Annotated in this window: 13 protein-coding genes; all 13 read right to left on the bottom strand. The window is 48.6% G+C overall.

All coding sequences use genetic code 11. The annotated features are described in order from the left end of the window. Window positions 1-194 precede the first annotated feature (194 nt). The 13 genes from EXU85_RS34440 to EXU85_RS34380 all read right to left on the bottom strand — a co-directional run bounded on the left by EXU85_RS34440 (window position 195) and on the right by EXU85_RS34380 (window position 19,752). Window positions 195-2,087, bottom strand: a complete 1,893-nt coding sequence (locus EXU85_RS34440) for a malate synthase (protein ID WP_142776420.1) — start codon at window positions 2,085-2,087, stop codon at window positions 195-197. Window positions 2,088-2,179: 92 nt separating this feature from the next. Beyond that, complete coding sequence (locus EXU85_RS34435) at window positions 2,180-3,451, bottom strand: MFS transporter (RefSeq protein WP_142776419.1); 1,272 nt, start codon at window positions 3,449-3,451, stop codon at window positions 2,180-2,182. 166 nt (window positions 3,452-3,617) lie between these two features. After that, window positions 3,618-5,096, bottom strand: coding sequence for an NAD-dependent succinate-semialdehyde dehydrogenase (locus EXU85_RS34430; protein ID WP_142776418.1), 1,479 nt, complete (start codon window positions 5,094-5,096; stop codon window positions 3,618-3,620). After that, window positions 5,096-6,244: a zinc-dependent alcohol dehydrogenase family protein gene (locus EXU85_RS34425; RefSeq protein WP_246859367.1), complete on the bottom strand. Its 1,149-nt coding sequence runs from the start codon at window positions 6,242-6,244 to the stop codon at window positions 5,096-5,098. Before EXU85_RS34425 ends, EXU85_RS34430 begins: the two co-directional genes overlap by 1 nt. Window positions 6,245-6,329: 85 nt before the next feature. Further along, window positions 6,330-7,271: a D-2-hydroxyacid dehydrogenase gene (locus EXU85_RS34420; protein ID WP_142776417.1), complete on the bottom strand. Its 942-nt coding sequence runs from the start codon at window positions 7,269-7,271 to the stop codon at window positions 6,330-6,332. A gap of 147 nt (window positions 7,272-7,418) precedes the next feature. Next, window positions 7,419-8,030, bottom strand: a complete 612-nt coding sequence (locus EXU85_RS34415) for a YhcH/YjgK/YiaL family protein (RefSeq protein WP_142776416.1) — start codon at window positions 8,028-8,030, stop codon at window positions 7,419-7,421. Window positions 8,031-8,208: 178 nt separating this feature from the next. After that, complete coding sequence (locus tag EXU85_RS34410) at window positions 8,209-9,408, bottom strand: YncE family protein (protein WP_142776415.1); 1,200 nt, start codon at window positions 9,406-9,408, stop codon at window positions 8,209-8,211. A 61-nt stretch (window positions 9,409-9,469) separates the two neighbouring features. Continuing rightward, window positions 9,470-10,912: a RagB/SusD family nutrient uptake outer membrane protein gene (locus EXU85_RS34405; RefSeq protein ID WP_142776414.1), complete on the bottom strand. Its 1,443-nt coding sequence runs from the start codon at window positions 10,910-10,912 to the stop codon at window positions 9,470-9,472. Window positions 10,913-10,932: 20 nt separating this feature from the next. Next, window positions 10,933-14,451 carry a TonB-dependent receptor gene (locus tag EXU85_RS34400; protein WP_142776413.1) on the bottom strand — a complete coding sequence of 1,173 codons (3,519 nt, stop codon included), beginning with the start codon at window positions 14,449-14,451 and terminating at the stop codon, window positions 10,933-10,935. Window positions 14,452-14,468: 17 nt separating this feature from the next. Then, entirely contained in the window at window positions 14,469-15,473 is a 1,005-nt protein-coding gene (locus EXU85_RS34395) for a FecR family protein (protein ID WP_142776412.1), read from the bottom strand. Between the two features lie 96 nt (window positions 15,474-15,569). Beyond that, on the bottom strand, window positions 15,570-16,244 hold the full coding sequence (locus tag EXU85_RS34390; protein WP_246859366.1) for an RNA polymerase sigma-70 factor: 675 nt from the start codon (window positions 16,242-16,244) through the stop codon (window positions 15,570-15,572). 498 nt (window positions 16,245-16,742) lie between these two features. Beyond that, window positions 16,743-18,575, bottom strand: coding sequence for a glycoside hydrolase family 9 protein (locus tag EXU85_RS34385; protein ID WP_142776411.1), 1,833 nt, complete (start codon window positions 18,573-18,575; stop codon window positions 16,743-16,745). 79 nt (window positions 18,576-18,654) lie between these two features. Further along, window positions 18,655-19,752 carry a glycosyl hydrolase gene (locus EXU85_RS34380; RefSeq protein WP_142776410.1) on the bottom strand — a complete coding sequence of 366 codons (1,098 nt, stop codon included), beginning with the start codon at window positions 19,750-19,752 and terminating at the stop codon, window positions 18,655-18,657. Between the last annotated feature and the right edge of the window lie 172 nt (window positions 19,753-19,924).

The following is a 19,924-nucleotide window of genomic DNA, read 5'->3' as shown; positions in this document are numbered from 1 at the left end:
GAAATTGGTGAAACTGAAAAAAGTAGGCACAAGGCTAGCGCCTATGCTGCTGAAAAAGGCTGGCTGAAGTAGCCCTTTCCGGCAGCAAAATCGCACGTATAGGATGAGTTTGGGGGAAGATAAAGTGTTAATCAGCCGGTGTTAGATACGCCATATCTCCAAGATATGGCGTATCTAACACCGGCTGATTAACACTAATCGGCAAAGTCGAGGTTTTCGGTGATACGGGCACCCTTGTTGACCAGCGTATCCATATAAAGGCGAATCCGGCGCTTCGCTACATCCAGGTCTGTGTTGTTGAGGTTGATATTCAGCAGATCAATGAACCAGGGTGGTTTTACTTCGCTCTGCATGTAGGTGTCGGCAATTTCCAGGGCAATAGGCAGCGTGGTCGTTTTCGAGGAGTCGAATACATCTTTGTTGCTCGCTTTGAGAAGTTTGTCATACTCCTGGTCCCGTAATGTTTCATACAACGCTTCCGAGAAGACGTCGCCAGCTTTTGTGCCCGTTTCCGAATCATCCTCTGTCAGAATGGCTCCTTTATGCGCCCATTCCCAGAGAATACTCAGTCGGATTTCGCCAGTAGCCATATCTTCCATCAGGTATAAAATATCATCATTACCGAAAAAATCGGCGGGTTTCAGGGCAGCAGCCTGCATGCCCTGCCCAAAGGCATTGCCGTATTGCAGAGCAACGCTCAGCAGGTTACGGGCCCCGCGAATATCGGTTGGAGCGGGTTCAATCAGGATTAAGCCATCGGCGTCCTGCTGCGTGTATGTAAGCCGGGGAAATGCTCGGCCTAACTGGTTGGCCTGTCCGACTTTCTCCCAGACAGGGCGGACGATGTGCACCATTTTCCAGTGGGCAACCCACTTACCACTGGCTCCTTCGCGTTGTTCCCGTTCGGCACCGGCCACGGCTTTTTTCATACTGGCCGAAACGCCTTCTTCGGAGCCGACAGGGATATTGGGCTCCATACCGCCCTGCCACAAGGCGAAATTACCGTTTACATCCGGCGTATTAACGGCCCGCCGGACGCGGTCTTCGTAGTTGCGCATGTAGCCATAGGTCATCGTGATGGCTTCAATGTTGGGATTAATGAAGGTTTTATCCCAGGCCATGGCATCGGATACACTGTTAATGTAATCCCAGCGACCAGTGTTATAACCCACAAAGTGCTTTCCAAGGGCCGCCCGAATTTCCATCAATTGGTGAGTCGCTTCGAGCTGTTCGACCAGTACATAGACTTTGATCGTTCCAATTTCCAGCCCAACGTGGCTTTCCAGGGCGCTAAGTAGTTTATTCCAGACACCCGCTTCTTCGGCAGTTTGTATCTTCGGCAAGTATAGCACGATAGATGACCCGGCGCTTTGCAATGCCTTATAGTTATTGACAACGTAAAGGGTGGCGTCAACGATGGATGCGGCCAGGGCTACACCGTCTGCATCGCGGATATGCCGATCGTCGAGATGAAGGCCACGAGCGCGGAATATCTTGGTGGTAAAGTTCAACTGGGTTTCCCAGTCGGTGATGGTTTCTCGTCCTAAGAAGGATTTCGCCCAGCGATTCATTTCGTCGGCCACTTTTTCGGCTACTTTCAGGAATAGCGGGTCTTTATGAATAGCCAGTTTCAGGTTCCGCTGGTTGTCGAGCGACATTGTCGTGACCTGTCCCAGCGCATCTTCACCATCGAACATCCAGCCATCGGCACCCGAGAGCAAGGCATAGGCTACATTCCGGATGCTGTTTTCAACTGATGCATTGGGTTTGGCCGCAGGACCCGTTCCCTGAATCCACTGACGCTGCAAATCGGAAGGAACAATTCCGCCTTCGAAGTTGCCATCGCGTGCATCCTGCACCTTGATGGTGGTCCCGGGAATCGTACTTTCAGGATCGAGAAACGTTATTCGCGTTTGTGTTTGTTGACGCGCTGCCCGACGCTTCATCCTGGTATCCATGACTTCTTTAATGCGTTTGTTAAAGGGAGCCAGCGTAGAAAGGGCTGAAAGGGCTTCTGCGGTATACACATCAGGATAGATGTCCTGTAAGTTGTCTCTAATGGTAAGGTTGTTCGTAAGGTTGTTCATACGTCTAAATCAGAGTTGGTACGCAAAACTATAGTTTAGTTGGGTTGAGTGGTAAGTTGTACTCAGGAGCGACTTCTACCAGGAATGAGTGGCTATTCTTCCAGAAAATTCAGGTCTTTCCCAAAGGTTTCCTCCATTTTCCAGAGTCCAAGGAAAGCTATGGCAAGTGTAAGCAAACCGAGCAGCCCGGCGCCTTGTATAATACCGAACTCCCCTCTAAACAGCAGGAATAAAGGCGTCATGATGTTAATACTCCCTCGCACGAAATTTGGTACGGTAGTCGCTACCGTTGCGCGGAGGTTCGTACCAAATTGCTCGGCAGCAATGGTGACAAATAAGGCCCAGTACCCAACTGCAAAGCCAAGACAGCTACAAACAGCATAAAAGGCAGTGGTCGAGTGCAGCGGCACATATAAATAGACGGCAACCAGAGCAGCGGTTAAGGCCAGAAACAGACCTAACACTTTTTTCCGGCTGTTGAAATACTGGCTTAAGATACCACTCGATAAATCGCCGATAGACAAACCAATGTATTCCCACATAACGGCCTTCCCGGCCACAATAGGCCCATCAAGATGGAGTTCTTTCCCGAATTCTGGCGAGAAGGTCATGAGAATGCCCGCCACAAACCAGACCGGCAACCCGATGAGAATACAGCGCAGGTATTTCAGAAATTGCTTTCTGGAGGAGAATAGGTGAAGGAAATTACCTCTGGCAACCGCCTGCTCCTTAACCTGGGTGAAAATACCGGATTCAAATACGCTAACCCGCATAACGAGCAGCATCAAGCCCAGCCCCCCACCAATAAAATAGGCATTCCGCCAGGCAAACTGTTCGGCGATGAAATAGGCAAGCACCGCACCCAAAAGCCCTACTGAGGCTACTAAGGACGTACCATAGCCCCGAATTTCTTTGGGTAATACCTCCGCTACCAGCGTAATTCCAGCTCCCAGCTCGCCTGCCAGACCGATCCCGGCGATTAAGCGTAAGATGGCATATTGATCGACACTTGTGACAAAGCCGTTGGCAATGTTGGCTAGCGAGTAAATCAGAATAGAACCGAACAGTACAGAGAGTCGCCCTTTTTTGTCGCCTAAAATGCCCCATAGAATGCCGCCGATGAGCAGGCCGCCCATCTGCATATTTATGAGGTAGATTCCCTCGTTTAACATACCGGCGTCCGAAACGCCTACATCTTTCAGGCTTTGTACCCGAACAATACTAAACAACAGCAAGTCATAGATATCGACGAAGTAACCCAGAGCTGCCACGATCACCGGAACCTGAAACAGTTGTCGGGCAATGGAAAACGGAGTCTTCGCACCAGTTTGGGGGGAATCGTTTTTGTAGATGGGCTCAATCATGTGGGTGGTCTAGTTAGGGGCAAAAAGGTCATTAAACACAGAGGCACAGAGAACACAGAGATATTTATCTCTTTCCATCATGTGGGTCACAGTCTATGGAAATGTAGATTAATAATACAAAGACAACTCTGTGTTCTCCGTGTCTCTGTGTTTAATGAATTTATTATCAGCTAATGCCGCCGAAGCACAGGTACTTGATTTCCATGAAGTAGTCCATGCCATACTTTGAGCCTTCGCGGCCCACGCCTGATTCTTTTACGCCACCAAAGGGTGCTACTTCCGTTGAAATCATGCCTTCATTGATACCTACCATGCCATAATCAAGGGCTTCGGCTACCCGCCAGCAACGCGAAATATCTTTGCTGTAGAAGTAAGACGCCAGACCGTAGGGCGTATCATTCGCCAACCGGATCACCTCTTTCTCGTCGGTAAAGCGGGCGATGGGTGCTACGGGGCCAAAGACTTCCTCTCGAGCAATAATCATATCGGGTGTTATATCGGTCAGGACAGTGGGTTGAAAAAACAATCCTTCCATCTCGTTTCCACCCACAACAACTTTGGCTCCTTTCGACAGGGCATCTTCCAGATGGTGTTTTACTTTGTTGAGCCCCTTTTCGTTGATCAAAGGACCCATTTGCGAATTGGTATCCAGGCCATTACCAACCCGTAACGCTGCGACAGCATCCGATAACTTGCCGACAAATTCATCGTACACCTTATCATGCACATAGAGTCGATTAACGCATACGCAGGTTTGCCCATTGTTCCGAAACTTCGATGCCATGGCCCCTTTCACGGCTGCATCGATGTCGGCATCGTCAAAGACAATAAAGGGGGCATTACCGCCTAACTCCAGGGATATTTTCTTCAGGTTGGAGGCACACTGGCTCATTAACAGCTTACCAATGGCCGTTGAGCCCGTGAAGGATAGCTTACGGACTTTGTTGTTTTCACAGAGTTCCAGGCCGACTTCGGCATTTTTGGAGGTCGTAACGGTATTGTAAACGCCCGGTGGAAATCCAGCTTTTTCGGCCAGATATGATATGGCCAGTGCCGTAAGTGGTGTTTCGGAAGGTGGTTTCACAATGACTGGGCTACCTGCGGCCAGGGCCGGCCCAACTTTGCGGGTAATCATGGCCAGTGGAAAATTCCAGGGTGTAATAGCTGCCACTACACCAATTGACTGCTTAATGACGACTAGCCGCTTGTCTTTGGTATTGGCTGGAATCACATCGCCGTAGGTGCGTTTCGCTTCTTCGGCAAACCATTCGATAAACGAAGCTCCATAGTCGACTTCGCCGAGGCTTTCCGATAAGACCTTGCCGCACTCCATGGTCATGAGTTGCGCCAACTCGTCCTTGTTCTCCAGAATTAGCGAAAACCATTTCCGGAGCAAATTCGACCGTTCTTTAGCCGTCAAATCCCGGTAAGCGGGCCAAGCCGCATGGGCCACTTCGATGGCTGCACGTACATCGGCCTGCCCCATATCGGGAACAGATGCAATGACGCCACCGGTTGCCGGGTCAATCACGTCAAAAGTTTCTCCGCTGGCGGCCGTTACCCATGTACCGTTTACATACGACTGGGTTCTGATCAGCGAATTAGTAACCTCCCGTTTTGTTGATGTGTGCGTTTCGTTCATCATCAGAATGTGATTATCTGGCGAATGGCTTCGCCTTTTGCCAATCGTTCAAATCCTTCATTTACGTCTTTCAGACGTAGCTTATGGGTCATCAATTTATCAACAGGCAGTCGACCCGATTGGTAGAGGGCAATATAGGCCGGAATATCCCGAACGGGAACGCAGCTACCGATATACGACCCCTGTAATGTCCGTTCATCGGCCACCAGTTTTGTAGGCGAAAGCTGCATCATCTTGCTGGGGTGCGGTAAGCCAGCCGTAACCGTTTTGCCACCGCGACCCGTGGCATTGTAGGTGAATTCCAATGCCGCTACGACCCCGGCAAACTCAAAGCCAATATCTACGCCCCCGTTGGTTAGATCTTTTACCTGCGTTACCGCATCGGCTTCCGAAGAATTAACTACGGCATGGGCTCCCAGCTCGAGGGCTTTGTCTAATTTCTCTTTGTTAACATCGGCTACAATTATTTTACTGGCTCCTCCGGCAAGTGCGCCCAGCAAGGCGGCAAAGCCAATGCCTCCCATGCCGGTGATCAGTACAGTTTGACCGAGCATTAATTTCGCCGTATTGATCACGGCCCCAACACCCGTCATGATGGCGCAACCAAACAGGGCGGCAATGTCGAAGGGGAGAGTGGGGTCTATTTTTACAACCGACTTTCGGGATACAACGGTGTATTCGGCAAAGCCAGACACGCCCATGTGGTGATGAATGGGTTGTTGCTGCTGATCTTCCAGTCGGAAGCCACCGCCTAACAGTTCTCCTTTATTATTAGCGGCAAGGCCATTTTCGCAGAGAGCCGGACGGCCCGTCATGCAGGGCATGCAATGGTTACAGATCGGAAGGAAGGAGAACACGACATGATCGCCAACGGCAATATCATGCACGTCGGGACCTAGCTCGACAATAACTCCGCAGGCTTCGTGACCCAGCACCATTGGCATCTGGCGCGGCCGATTTCCGTCAATGACCGATAAATCGGAATGACAAAGGCCAGCCGCTTTAATCTGTACGAGGATTTCGCCACTCCGGGGAGCTTGTAATTCGACTTCTTCAATCGTCAGCGGATGGCTGCTCGTATACGGGCGTTCTTTGCCCATTTCATGTAGGACGGCTGCTTTTATTTTCATGATGCTGTTCGTTGTGGTCATGGGTTGTCATTGATAGTCATTAGTTGTCATTTAGGGATTAGGAAGGCTTCAGCAATGCATGCCTATAAATGGCAACTAATGACTATCAATGACGTTCCTGTAAAAACTCTTCAATGTTGCGCCCCACTTTTTCCATGAGTAATGTGCGGGCTTCAATACTGGCCCAGGTAACGTGTGGAGTCAAAGCCAGACGGTCTTTGTTTGTTACATGCAACAGTGGATTTTGCGGATTTATGGGCTCCTGTGTGAACACATCGATACCCGCTCCGGCAATCAACTCTTCATCCAGCGCTTTTGCTAAATCCGCTTCATTGACAATGCCCCCCCGGCCTACATTGATCAGAATGGCCGACCTCTTCATCTGCTTCAGCCGGTCATAGTTCATCAGATTGGCTGTGTTTTCATTCAGTGGCGCGTGAATAGAAACCACATCGGATGTGCCCAGGAATTCGTCCAGGTCCAGACGCAGGTAGGGCTGATCCGTATTCTGACCCGAGGTGGAATAATACACAACTTCAGCCCCAAACGCAGCAGCTACTTTTGCCACCTGTCGGCCAATTGCGCCCAGTCCGATAATGCCAAATCGCTTGCCGTTTAACTCCCAGAAGCCATTGCCAAAATGGGTGAATATATCGGTTTTGGAGTAGTCTCCTCCTTTTACATATTGGTCGAAATAAGGAATATTGACCAACAGGTGAAACAGAATAGCAAAAGTGCCCTGGGTAACGCTTTGGGTCGAATAGTCCGAGGCATTTTTAACCGGAATACCCCGCTTTTCGGCGGCTACTTTATCGACATTGTTGGTGCCGGTGGCTGAGATACAAATGAATTTCAGCTTATGGGCTTGTTCGATGATGGATTTGTTGAGGACGACCTTATTGGTAATCACAATATCGGCATCCTGTATCCGCTCCAGCGTCTGTTCAGGTCGGGTGGTTTGATAGTAAGTAACGTTGCCGTACTTCTCTATCAGTGTTAGATTCGGGATGTCTCCCATTGTCTTGACGTCCAGAAATACTAACTCCATTTTCGTTTATGAGTTGAAGCAATGAAAATTTATTAACCACAGAGCGGTTCGCCGTTGCGGCATAGAGAACACAGAGCTAGACATTAATTATTCTCTGTGTCGCAACGGCGAACCGCTCTGTGGTTAAATTAATTTTGATTTAGACAACTACTGTGCGGCTTTGACTTTGACGACTACTTTTTTTACCCCATCGTACCCCTCCACCCGGTTACTGGGATTGTGCGCTTCGGTGGGGGTGGCTATGAAGAAAACGCCGGGCTCGGCTACGTAAAAATTTCCGTTGTCGATGGTATAAAACCCGATGTCCTTGGTCGAATTGTAATCCTGGTTAACCTTCGCGTTGGCTACGGGCATGACACCAATTTTTTCTTTTCCTTTCACCACAAAATGAATGTCGCAATAGGTGTGGTGAGCCTCCCACTTTTCATTCGAAATTTCTCTTGGCGGGCCTTCGCTGATGGTAGCATACACAGTCTCATCGTCAATTGGGTATTTGCCCACCCGGAGCTTCGTGAAATCGGTATCTCGCAAAAAGGCAAACGCTTTATCCCAGGCCGCTTTATTGGCCTGATATTGCTTGGCAAACTCCTCTTTGTTGATCGTTTCAGACGGTTTGGCCTGCAGGCCATTTAGCCAGGTTTGGCTGGCAAACCATTTCGCTGTTTTTTCGGTAGTTGCCTGCGCCTGGCCTGGCAACTGAACAAGCAGGACGGCCAGCAGGGTAATTGCCAGAGAGAGCTTTACGCGTGTTTTTTTCATAATCTGTTTAGGATTTCGGTTACAGGAAGACAAGTTATGGGCATTTTTTGTCATTCCGACGTCAGGAGGAATCTCAAACTTGACTAATGAGAAACTCGAGATTCCTCCTGACGTCGGAATGACAAAAAATACGTATTTGTGCATACCCTAAACAATCTTAATATGGGCGAATATCAAACTAATTCTTGGTTGCTTTCTTTACCTGACCAAGACCAAACTGATCGCCAGCGGCAACGGGCTTGCCACCGCTGAAATGGATTTCCACCATTTTCTCGCTCTGTACATCGTTATGATCCTGATCTTCCAGGGAAGCCACGATTTTACGGGTCTTCACATCAATCACATCGCCGGTGGCGGGATAGGCGTATTTGCCATCCAGGCTAAAGGTGATCCAGCCGGGCATATCTTTTAACGCGATCGTTGTTTTCTGAACGGGCGGCATCACCGTATTGTCGAAGACGTGCAGTCGGTAATTGGCACCATCGCACAGCCAGAGTTCTTTTTCGTCGGGCGTTAGGCCAATACCGTGGCTTGGGCAGCCATGCCGTTTTACTTCACCCATATTCCAGCCTTCAACCACAACCCGGTGCAGGAATTTCCCGGTTACTAAATCCCCGACTTCGAAACCCAGCAAGCCATTCACATTCACATAAACGAGCGTCTGCGAACCGTTAACCGTAAAGGGGCGAATATCTGCCCCGAAAGGGCCAACCTGCTTGGTTACCGTGTGCGTTTTGGTGTCGGCCACGTTCAGCATGGTTGATTTGAGACCAGCCAGATAAACGTAATTGCCATCGGGGCCGTAAATGGTGTTGTGGGCACCCGAATTGGTAACGATTTTCTTGATGATATCACCCGTTTTGGCATCCAGTACGTTCCAGAACTCTTTTTCTAAAGACGGAGCATAGATAATCTTGCCATCGGGGGAGATGGAAATCCGGTCAACGCCACCTTCATATTCTTTTTCCCACAGCGTTTTTTCCGTGACCAGATCGATACATTGTATGGCTTCTAGGGTGCTGATATAAATGCAGTTATAAGCTAAACTAACATCGACTCCCTTTACATTCGATGGAATGCCTTTTTTCATCGTACCAGTAGGAGATCGAGCGTCTTTTTTTAACAGACCACCAGGAGTGCTGATGAACTTGACAAACTTGTGGTTATTATCCATATCGAAGACCTGGATGCCGTGCCCACCATAGCCCAGATAATTCCGGATACCGGGTGTGGCTACATAAAGATAGCGCTGGACTTTAGGGGCAGGTTTTGTGAAATTGACCGCGAGTTCGTGTTTAGGAGAGGATATCCAGGCTGTTGCCGAGACCAGGAACAGCGCGCCGATCAGTAAGCGGAGTATAGTTCGTTTAGAATTCATTATCGTTATTATTTGAGGTTAAACATGGAATTAGTCTGCATACTTGAAATCGGGAAATGGCTTAATTATACCCGGGATTTTGAGGAAATATAGCCGGATTGTTAATTAATTGAATCTGGGCAAGCGGTATGGGGAACAAGGTGTTGTAAGATCGCATGCCGTATTTCTGCATCACCGTAAATGCCTGTCCGGTACGTACTAAATCAAACCAGCGGTGGCCTTCAAAAGCCAGCTCTCTACGGCGTTCCAGAACGATTTGATCACGTAAATCTGCCTGCGACAGCGTTCCAAGCGCGTCAATCCCGGCCCGGGTGCGGACTTGATTCAGGTAGGGTAACGCGGCCGATGCTTTCCCATTTTCATTCAGGGCTTCGGCATACATGAGCAATACATCGGCATACCGAATCACCTTCCAGTTGGCAGGGCTGTCGTTGGCAGTGGTGATCCGCGCAATGTATTTGCGCGTATAGGCCGACATGTTGTTCGATGAGATAAGAATCGGAATAAACTTACCAGTTGCATCCGTGTAGCCTCGCGAAGCGGTAATGTCTTTCCGTTTATCCTTAGCCTCAAACAAATCGAACAGCACCTGGTGGGGGGTATTCTGATCATCGACGGAGCCTGCAATACCGTAAAACGCAATCATCGACGTCACTTTGGGTGTAAAGCGGTTTGTATAAATGCTGCCTTCTCCGCCCAATCCCTGTTCGTATTCGATGTCGAAAATGTATTCGCTGTGGTGCTCGTTTTTGGAGTAATCCCACAAATCGGCCCAGTTAGGTAATAGGGCATAGCCCATGGTGGTTACTTCCTGTAATTTGGCTTCGGCCTTCACAAAATCCTTGCGGGTCAGGTATACTTTGCCCAGCAGTGCTTTCGCAGCGCCTTTGGTGGCCCGGCCCACATCGGTTCCGGAGTAACTCGCAGGTAGTTTGGACTCCGCATCGAGCAAATCTTTGATGATAACTTCATCATAAATTTTGTCGACTTTTTCGCGGGGCGTTTTGTAGGATTCATCAATAGACAAGGTTGTAGTAACCATCGGCACATCCCCGAAAATTCTGACCAGATCAAAGTAGGCCAGGGCACGAAGGAATTTAGCCTCGGCCGTGTGGCGATCTTTGTTCTTTACCACGGCTACATCGGCCGATGCGATCCGTTCCAATAAGGTATTGGCCCTGGTGATGGCTTTGTAATAATTTCGCCAGGTCGTGATTAGTAAACCATCATCATTTGAAAGGGTAAAATTATCAACGGCCCCCGGTGTGCCCTTTACCAGTTCATCCCAAACATCATCTCCGCGGATATCGCCGAAATAATACATATTCTGGTACTGATCCTGGTAAATACCATAGATGCCAATGACGGCGTCCTGATAATCTTTATCGGTTTTATACAGCCCATCAAGCGTTACCGTATCAACAGGAAGGATTTCAATAAACTGCTTATTACAGGCGGTTAATAGCAGCGAGCATACAGCGAGTAAGGTTAGGATCTTTTTCATGCTATGAACTTTTTAACGGGTTAGAAACCCAGATTAATGCCAAAAATTAGCGCCTTCGCAGTGGGGTAATCGTAGCGCTCGTTGCCGGGGGTGAGCGGGCTGGAACTCAGGCTGACATCCGGATTAAAGCCAATGTATTTCGTAAATAGAAATGGATTGTTAGCCGTGAACGACAGGCGAATGGCGCTGAAAGTGAGCTTTTTAGCAATGTGTTCGGGCATGGCATACCCAAAGGCGATGTTATTGATCCGCAGATAAGAACCATCATCCAGCCACCGTTGGCTATAGGTACCTCTGAAATTGCCGGTCGGCACATCATTAGGCCGTACGGCGTATCCATTTCCCGGATCGGATTCCGATTTCCAGTAGTTATTCATGATGGCGTACTGACGGAACCGGGCTCTATTGTTGGCTGATTGCTCTCTGGACAAAGCCAGCACGCTATTGCCCTGAACGCCTTGCAGACTGATACTTAATGTAAAGCTTTTATACGAAAAATTATTGGTCATGCCATAGTAGAAATCAGGATAGGGCGATCCCATTATGGTTCTGTCGAAGCTGTTAATGATCCCATCCGGTACGCCATTGGGGCCGCTAACGTCCACAAAACGAACATCACCCACGCGCGAAGCATCGCGTCCGCCGGGATTCCACAGGGGACCTTTGTCCAAGTCAGCTTTCGTGGCAAAAATGCCGTTTGTCAGCCAGCCGTAGAACATACCAACGGGTTGACCAATCATCGTGATGTTGCCGCCCGAAATGATCGGGTCGCCAGATGGGCCCAGCTTGGTCACCTGATTGCGGTACATGGAGAAATTGAGGCTTGTCTGCCAGCGAAATTTCCCTTCGATATTGACGGTGTTTAGGGCAAATTCCCAGCCTGTATTTTTGACTTCGCCGATATTTTTCAGGGCTGTATTGAATCCCGTGATGTCCGGGACATTCACGTTTAACAGCAGATCGGTGTTTCTGGAGCGGAAGTGATCGATGGTCAACGCAACCCGATTGTTTAAAAAGCTCACGTCGATACCGGCATTGATCTGCTCCTGTTTTTCCCAGGTCAAGGCTGGATTTCCCAATCGGCCAGCCGAATAGCCCCCGATTCCGGTATTGCCCAATACGTATTTTTCGTAGTTGATCGTTGCCAACTGGTCGTAGTTGCCAATGTTGTTGTTCCCCGTTTTCCCGTAACTGGCTCTCAGTTTCAACTCGTTCAGGACACGGATATCCTTCATGAAGTTTTCGTCCGAAACGCGCCAGGCTAAGGCTAACGAGGGGAATAAACCATATTTATTGTCTGATCCGAAACGAGATGAACCATCCGTCCGAATTGAGGCCGTTGCGTAATATTTGCTGTTGTAGTTGTAGTTGATACGACCTAAATAAGAGACCAGCGACCATTCGGCTACGTTGGAGGAGCCACCCGTTAACAGGCCACTCACCGCACTTAGGGTCGGCACCAGGTTATTGGGGTATCTGTTGCTAGTGAGCGTGTTGGATTCAAACGTTTCGCGTTGGGTAGTGTAGCCCAGTAAGCCCGTGAAGTTGTGTTTACCCAGGCTTTTGGTATAATTCACCGTTGTTTCTGTAATCCAGTTCAACCGCATGGATGCGTTATCGGAACCCGTAGCCAGTTCATTTAAAAAGGCGGGCAGTTGGGGTTTGAAGTAACTGCCTTTAATGTTCATCAGGTTAATCCCCAACATCACATTTACCTTCAGATTATTCAGGATGGAGTACTCGAGGAAAGTGTTGCCTAAAAAGCCAAAGCCTTTTTGTTTACCCTTCACCTCCTGGGCCAGTGCGAGTGGATTTTTGCTGGTTACGACCGCATCCAGGCCGTTGCCAAATGGATAATAACTTCCATCTGGGTTATATAACGATTGATAGGTTGGGATTACGATGGCATTGTATAAGGGATTGTTCGTGATATCGCTATAGGTTGTTAGGTCTTCGGCCCCAGCTCCACCAACGTTCGTTTTATCGGTATAGGATGGGTTGAAATTCACTTTTAGGGTAAGTTTGGGCGTAAGCCGTGCGTCGATATTAGCCCGGAAGGAGTAGCGTTTGAAATTGCTGTTGAGAATAATCCCATCCTGATTGAGGAACTCACCGCTTAAGGCGTATCGAACATTCTCAGTACCACCCGTGGCACTCAGCTGATACTGATGTTGAGGAGCTGTGCGTAGTATGGCATCCAGTGGGTCTTCATTGGTTGTTATTTTTCCCGAAAGAACATCGACAATCGTTTGCGGAACCGGCGCTTTCCAGGTGGTGGGGTTTCCTGACACGTCATTGCCTTCATCGATATTCCGGTTACGAACGCCATCCAGATAGTGCTGGGCTTCTTCCAGTCCTGTCTGATAAACGGGTCGTTTCGCTATACTCTGGAAGCCAAGCTGATAGTTGAGGTTGATAACGGCTTTGCCGCTCTTTCCCCGTTTGGTATTGATAATTACAACCCCATTCGATCCGCGAGATCCATAAATGGCGGTGGCCGAAGCATCTTTCAGGACGTCAATGGTTTCTACGTCGTTAGGATTCAGGGTCTGTATGCTGGAAATGGGGAATCCATCAACCACATATAAAGGACCACCTCCGGCCGAGATGCTACCCACACCCCGTATTCTGATTTGTGGTGCCGCACCCGGCTCTCCCGAAACGGGCTTTACTTGTACCCCGGCAACTTTGCCCATCAGCGCCTGATCCACCCTGGGAACAGCCAGCTCCTGGATGGATTTACTCCCAACCGAAGAAACCGACCCGGTCAGATCTTTCTTCTCGATCGAGCCGTATCCGATTACGACAATCTCGTCGAGCGTCTTGTTATCGGTTTTCAGAACAATGTCGATGGTAGCCCGATTGCCAACCACAACTTCCTGAGGCTGGTAGCCAACAAAGCTGAAAATCAGCGTAGAGGACGCATTGGGCACATCCAGTTTATATCGTCCATCGGCGTCGGTATTTGTTCCTTTTTGTGCCCCTTTGAGTACGATACTCACACCGGGCAATCCCTCGCCCTTATCATCCTTTACTGTACCCTGAACTGTAATGTCGGCCGCTTTTTCTTTGTAAACCTCTACTTCGGTTCCAGAGTCGGATGCGGACTGGCGGGTATCGGTTTCATTTTCCGTTTTGTCGGAATGCGGGGGAAACACCACCGGGATCGGCTTAATATTGACTTCTGTTTTTTCGGCAGGTTCTTTCCCCACAACCACATAGCCGCCGTTTTTTACTTTCTTATAGCGAAGTCCCAACGGTTTAAGGATGGTCGTAAGGTTCGTTTCAATATTGGTATTGAAATTAACGGCATCGGCCGCCACCGTTAGTCCATCTACGTTGCGATCAAAAAACAGGATATCGATGGCATAGTGCTCCTGCAATTGTTTCAGTACGTCTTTTAGCCTTTTCGACGACGCTTTCAGGGCTGGTTCCCGTTGCTGAACCTGTTGCGCCCGGGCCAGTGTTTGTGAAAAACCAGGACGTACTCCGCCCAGCCCTACTCCGATGAGGAGTAGGAAGAATATACTTTTTTTCATATTAGATAGGTTTTGGGTTAATGGGGCTGGGTAATCACGATGGTGTCACCCTGTTGTCTGTAAGTCAGATTTGATGCGCTAGCCAATGTTTCGATAAGTTCTTTTGCATTGTAGGCGGTGAAAGCTCCTGAAATGGTCCATTGGGTCAGGGCTTTATCGGGTATCTGAAGTGTGATCCCGTAATTCTCAGCAAAAAGACCGCTGATCTCTGCCAGCGTTGTTCCGTCAAATACAAATCGGTGTTCTTTCCAGGATATAAAATCTTGTGGTTTAGGTGTTTGTTTTACACTGACATGTCCCTCTTTGTCAAACGTGACCAGATTACCTGGCTTCATCGTTAGCTCTTTATTCGCCTTGCCTTCCTGATACCGAAGCCGAACTTTACCTTTATTCAGTACGACTTTTGTTCCTTTCTCGCGGGTATTTACCAGAAACTCTGTGCCCAAAACCACTACTTCAAAATTCTTATTGGTCTGAACAACAAACCGTTGGTGGTTGGGTAAGTGTTTTATGGAGAAATCGGCCTCGCCTAATAAAACAACCTCCCGGGTTTCCTCGCCGAATCCGAAGCGAGGTACCCGTAACGATGAGTTCGCATTCAGCGTAATCTGACTTCCGTCAGAAAGGGTAACCGAACGCGTTTCACCAAACGTAGTGCTGTAGGTTTTAAACCGTAGGTTGTCTTTGAAAAATAGACCACCTAGTAAAAGCAGAACACCTACCGAAGCTGCAATCAGGCTACGAAACCAGAATGGCTTCAACCAGTGCGTTATGGGTTCACCTAAGTTGCCTGGAGATTCGTTTGTGGGCTGGTTAATGATACGTTGCTGATGCCGCTTTAGCGCTTCATTGCTATCTGCTATGAATTGTGGATTCTGACTTTCCCATATGGCTAAACACTCAAAAAAGAACTCCCGGTTGCTGTCGTCTTTCGCCCACTCATCAATCAACTGCTTCTGCAAGGCGGTTGCCCCACCAGCGAAGTAGTTGAAGAGTGTTTCTTTCGATACCTGATTTTTCATGAGAGAAGCGTTAGAACAGTGTGTGAGTAGCGTTGGTACCAGTATGACTGTTTCAGGTATTAAAAACACGTAGTCATCGGGCTAAAAAATAATAGTTTAGTACCAAAACTGACCAGTGATACAAATTATCATCAGCCATTTATCTTTTAGCGTACTTCGAATCTGGCGCATAGCCTGATACACATGGGCTTCAATCGTGCGTAACGAAAGGTGAAGCTCATCGGCTATTTCCTGGTACTTCTTTCCTTCAAAGCGGTGCATAACATAAATCTGACGGCGCTTTAGGGGCATGGTATTGATTGCATTTTCTACATCATGATATAACTCTTCATACTGTGTAATTGAATCAGGACTTTGGGTGATATGGGCTGGAATTAAATCGGCTTTATCGAGCGAGGTGGTATGGCGCATTTCGGCCCGAACATGATCGAAAGCCCGGTTTCGGACCATCGTAAACAAATACGCTCTATACGAAGACGTGATTGTCTGGTGTCGTTGGTCAACCTGAAACTCGTAGAATATATCCGATACAATATCTTCGGCAATGGCCTTGGAGGAAACATAGCGGACAGCATGGCTACATAGCATAGCATAGTAATGCCGAAATAAAAGGCTAATACCAGCGTCGACATTTTGCTCAAAGGTTTTCCGCAAAAACAACTCTGTGTCCAGGTTTCCTTTTATTGAAGGTGTATCCTCTGCTTCTTCCAATATCCCAACATGTGGCTGACCTCGCTCTTTGCTCTGAATTAATTGTCGGATTTGTCCCATTGGTATTGGTGAATGAAGCTAGTGGTTCATTACTCTGCAAATGCGTACGCCAATTGTTACTATACTTCCCGTTAATGCCTTATTGTAGAAGCACATTCTGGGATAGAGACGTTAACGGACTGAAATACCCTTAGTCGTTTTTTAATTATTTTCTTTAAAAATTGAATTATACAATGTGGGGGGAGTGGTAAGAGGGAAAAAATAGGCGCTAAAGAGTATTGCAGAGTAGGGTTGGCAAAGTCACTCCAAACGCGTTCTCGTGGCTAGAATAGAGCAACAGAGCCAACCGTAGCCCATTAGACGGCTATAGTCCATAGCCGAAGAGCCGCTAATCTGGAAAGTAGCTATGAATTAATTTGTCCTGACTCACTTTTTAATGAGTGAGTCTACAGTTTCTAAAAATGAAGGCTATGTGATAGGGAGATCTGTGAACTATTTATTCACGAACTGTCAGCCAATGAAAATAGTAGAAGAAGCTTTGGAGTTATCGTATGTAACTCATTTCTGAAGCGCGCTGTAATTGGCTTTCCTTTGTAGAGCTTCCAGGGCGGTGGCCAGATACACCAGTGGGGCGTTCCAGTTGATGGCAATTTCATTAGATGCGTAGGAGCAGGCATCGTCGAGATAAACCTCATCGGCAACTGTAGTGGTGTAGCCCGCACATTTATCCTGTCGGGCAGCATTTGCATTAGTACCACCCGATAACAAGCCCGGAACTGGGGCTTCTATGCCATCGGCTACGGATGGACGGTGATGCGGGTGCATTGTTGATTTACTGCCAAAGCCGGTTACGAACGAATAGCCCGTAGCGTTACGACCTAATAAGTAATCTAGATTGGTTAATGCAGCATCCAGATACGCTCGGTCATTCGTTAAGCGATACGCCTGAATCAGCGCAATTCCCTGATTGGATGCTACGGCGCTGCTTCCCCAGATGTAGTCGCTGGCCGATTTCCCCATGACGGTTTGATAAGCCTGCTTATCTACATCCTGCCGAAGCTGGTCGGCAAATTGGATCAGTCGCTTTTTAAGTTGAGGGATGTCTTTTTGAGCGATTGGCGTTAGATCGTTTGCAAAGCGGGCCAGGGAGTAATACGCCAGTGTACGCACCTGCGGCCACGAAGGCAGTGGCGTCTTCTCGTCGGGAAACAGACTGACGGCCGTATAGTAAGCATCCTCTTTTGTGGTCAGATAGAGTTCGGCAGCGGCCCAAATCCATTCGTCAGTAGCGTCACGGTCTTCGTAGCCGCCCGTTACTACGTCCGGCTCAAATTGCTTGTTCATGGCAGTCTGGTCGTAGCGGGCGTTGGGGTTCTGCTTGGCCCATTGCCAGGCGCGGGTTGCTGCCGTCACACACGAATCTGCCAGACCTGGCAATTCCTTATTATATCGTCGGAGCACACGGCTTGCCTGCGCCATCACAGCCGCAAAATCAAGAGCAGCTGTAATGCTTTTCTGAACGACATAGCGGTCTTTATCGGCCTGATTGGGCATAATCATCCCATCGAAGCGGGCGTTGGTGAGCTTATGATAAACACCGCCATCGGCTGGGTCCTGCATAGTCAACATCCAGCGAAGGTTCCATAAAGACTCGTCCAGTAAATCGGGGAGGTTATTTTTACTCTCTGGTATGTTTGTATCAACTGTACGGCAGAAATCAGGGAAATCTTCGTACAGCGACAGTAACGTACCCATCGTAATGCCTGAGTTGACGATATACTTGTTATAATCCCCCGCATCGTACCAACCTATTGGCGATGAGATCGTTGTACCCTCCGGACGAGTAGCCGAAGCCGCCGATGGATGAATGAGTACGCGTGTGTCTGAATGACCGGCTGGTCGGTGCCACTGTCCGGCGTAGGTTTCGGGCAAATCAATGGATGCTCGCTGATAATAGAATCCTTTTAGAGCACCAATAGCCAGATTCCGGTGTATGTTCGGGCGAATCGAAAATGGATAGGAGTGGCCCAGACCGGGTACAACCACTACGAAGGTACCGGTTGAACGGAATGATGAAAAGTCAGCCGTTCGGGCAGTTTTACCGGAAATGGCGTTCTGGCGTGGCTGGCTGAGTGCTCCAGAGAAAAGGACTTTCTTGCCGTCTGCTGAGGTTATCTGAAAGGGGCCGGATACATCGCCCAGAACGATGGCGATTTTGGGTGCATTGGGGTAAAAGCCAAGTTGATTAAGGCGAATCGATTCTGATACGGCTTGCCCATTAACGCCAGTAATCGCCAAGATTATTAGCAAAAGACTAAAAATCACTGCTTTGTGTAGGCTTGAATTAGCAAGGCCGTTTGGGTTTTCGACGAGCCGTTTTTGCAACTGCATAATCAACTTGAGGTTCTTCATCCTATGTCAATCCCAGCTAAGATCAGGAAAATGGTGAGCAAGATACGGAACGTTCCGCTCAGGGCTGACGCCAGTTGGGAAGTTCGTCGCGGGTAATAACGTCGGGATCGGCGTAAACGGCTTTGAGTTGCTCAATTGGCTGTTTTTTAATCCAGTCGGCACCGTTCCAAACGGAAAACCACGACCACCACGTGCCAACGCCACGAATTTTATCCGGACTTGGCAGATTACCGGTTTCTGATAGGGTTACCAGCTTTTTGCCATTAAATCGGACTTGTGTGCTGGTCCAGTTGGTGCTTAAGTCGGCAGCTGAGTCTGCGTAAATATCCAGTCCTACAATGTCAACGTATTGATCGCCAGGATACCAGTCTGGATTCACGGTATCGGTTCCGGTATATACCCAGATCAGGTTGTGCAGTTGATGCTCGTTGGTTAGGCGGTTGTATAGAATTTGCCAGAGTTCTTTAAACGGACCTGCCCCTTTAGCCCCCCACCAGAACCAGCCACCGGGCGCTTCATGTAGAGGACGCCACAATACGGGTACATCGGCATCCTGAAATTTCCGGAGTTGCACCGCAATAGTATCAATGTCGCGTAGCAACAGTTTATAGCGCTCCCCGTTTTTATCGGCGAGTGTAGCTGCCAGATCAAAGGTAGTGGCGCGGGTATAAAAGCCGCTCCACCAGAGTTTGTCGGGTGCCTGATTAATTAAATCGGTGGGGGCGTTCCAGTGCCAGCACAAACTAATGATGCCCCGGCCTTCGCCTTTTTTCGCCCAGTTGATCATGGCTTCGCTGGTACGGGTTGGCGATCCGCCAAATTGAACACGGCTGGGTGAGTAGTCGATTAAATCGAACGCGCCAATGGCGGGCTCTTTACCAGTTTTATCCAGAACGTATTCCACGTCATCCTGCTGACCTGAAATTACTTTACGCCCATATTGGTCCGTTAAATAAGCAAATAGGTTTTTTGTTGATGAGGTGGCCTGGGCATTAGCAAGTTGGCTTGCTGGTTTGGTTGGTAGTGTGGGCGTTGTTGGCTGCTGTATCGTGTCGGGTACGACAACAGATTCGGCAGCTTTACAACTGGAAATACTAATTGCCAGGAATATGGCTAGAAGAGAAAGGCCAGGTTTCTGCGGTAAAAATGAGAGCATACGGATAAAATGTTCCGGTAAATAAACTTCCCGAATTGGTCGCTTTCCCTCACCCCCGACCCCTCTCCCAAAACGGGAGAGGGGAGAAAAACAGGGTAAACTTTAGGGCTTTACCTGGCTGACATTCAGGAGGTTTTGGGAGCTTGGACTTGTGAGTTTGATTCAAAATCAA

Source organism: Spirosoma sp. KCTC 42546, from assembly GCF_006965485.1.
Classification (GTDB): Bacteria; Bacteroidota; Bacteroidia; order Cytophagales; family Spirosomataceae; genus Spirosoma.
This window is presented reverse-complemented; position numbering and strand designations above follow the sequence as displayed.

Excerpts from the sequence above, each read along its gene's own strand:
- EXU85_RS34440 (WP_142776420.1), bottom strand. The coding sequence starts at position 2,087 with ATGAACAACCTTACGAACAACCTTACCATTAGAGACAACTTACAGGAC.
- EXU85_RS34435 (WP_142776419.1), bottom strand. The coding sequence starts at position 3,451 with ATGATTGAGCCCATCTACAAAAACGATTCCCCCCAAACTGGTGCGAAG.
- EXU85_RS34430 (WP_142776418.1), bottom strand. The coding sequence starts at position 5,096 with ATGATGAACGAAACGCACACATCAACAAAACGGGAGGTTACTAATTCG.
- EXU85_RS34425 (WP_246859367.1), bottom strand. The coding sequence starts at position 6,244 with ATGACCACAACGAACAGCATCATGAAAATAAAAGCAGCCGTCCTACAT.
- EXU85_RS34420 (WP_142776417.1), bottom strand. The coding sequence starts at position 7,271 with ATGGAGTTAGTATTTCTGGACGTCAAGACAATGGGAGACATCCCGAAT.
- EXU85_RS34415 (WP_142776416.1), bottom strand. The coding sequence starts at position 8,030 with ATGAAAAAAACACGCGTAAAGCTCTCTCTGGCAATTACCCTGCTGGCC.
- EXU85_RS34410 (WP_142776415.1), bottom strand. The coding sequence starts at position 9,408 with ATGAATTCTAAACGAACTATACTCCGCTTACTGATCGGCGCGCTGTTC.
- EXU85_RS34405 (WP_142776414.1), bottom strand. The coding sequence starts at position 10,912 with ATGAAAAAGATCCTAACCTTACTCGCTGTATGCTCGCTGCTATTAACC.
- EXU85_RS34400 (WP_142776413.1), bottom strand. The coding sequence starts at position 14,451 with ATGAAAAAAAGTATATTCTTCCTACTCCTCATCGGAGTAGGGCTGGGC.
- EXU85_RS34395 (WP_142776412.1), bottom strand. The coding sequence starts at position 15,473 with ATGAAAAATCAGGTATCGAAAGAAACACTCTTCAACTACTTCGCTGGT.
- EXU85_RS34390 (WP_246859366.1), bottom strand. The coding sequence starts at position 16,244 with ATGGGACAAATCCGACAATTAATTCAGAGCAAAGAGCGAGGTCAGCCA.
- EXU85_RS34385 (WP_142776411.1), bottom strand. The coding sequence starts at position 18,575 with ATGCAGTTGCAAAAACGGCTCGTCGAAAACCCAAACGGCCTTGCTAAT.
- EXU85_RS34380 (WP_142776410.1), bottom strand. The coding sequence starts at position 19,752 with ATGCTCTCATTTTTACCGCAGAAACCTGGCCTTTCTCTTCTAGCCATA.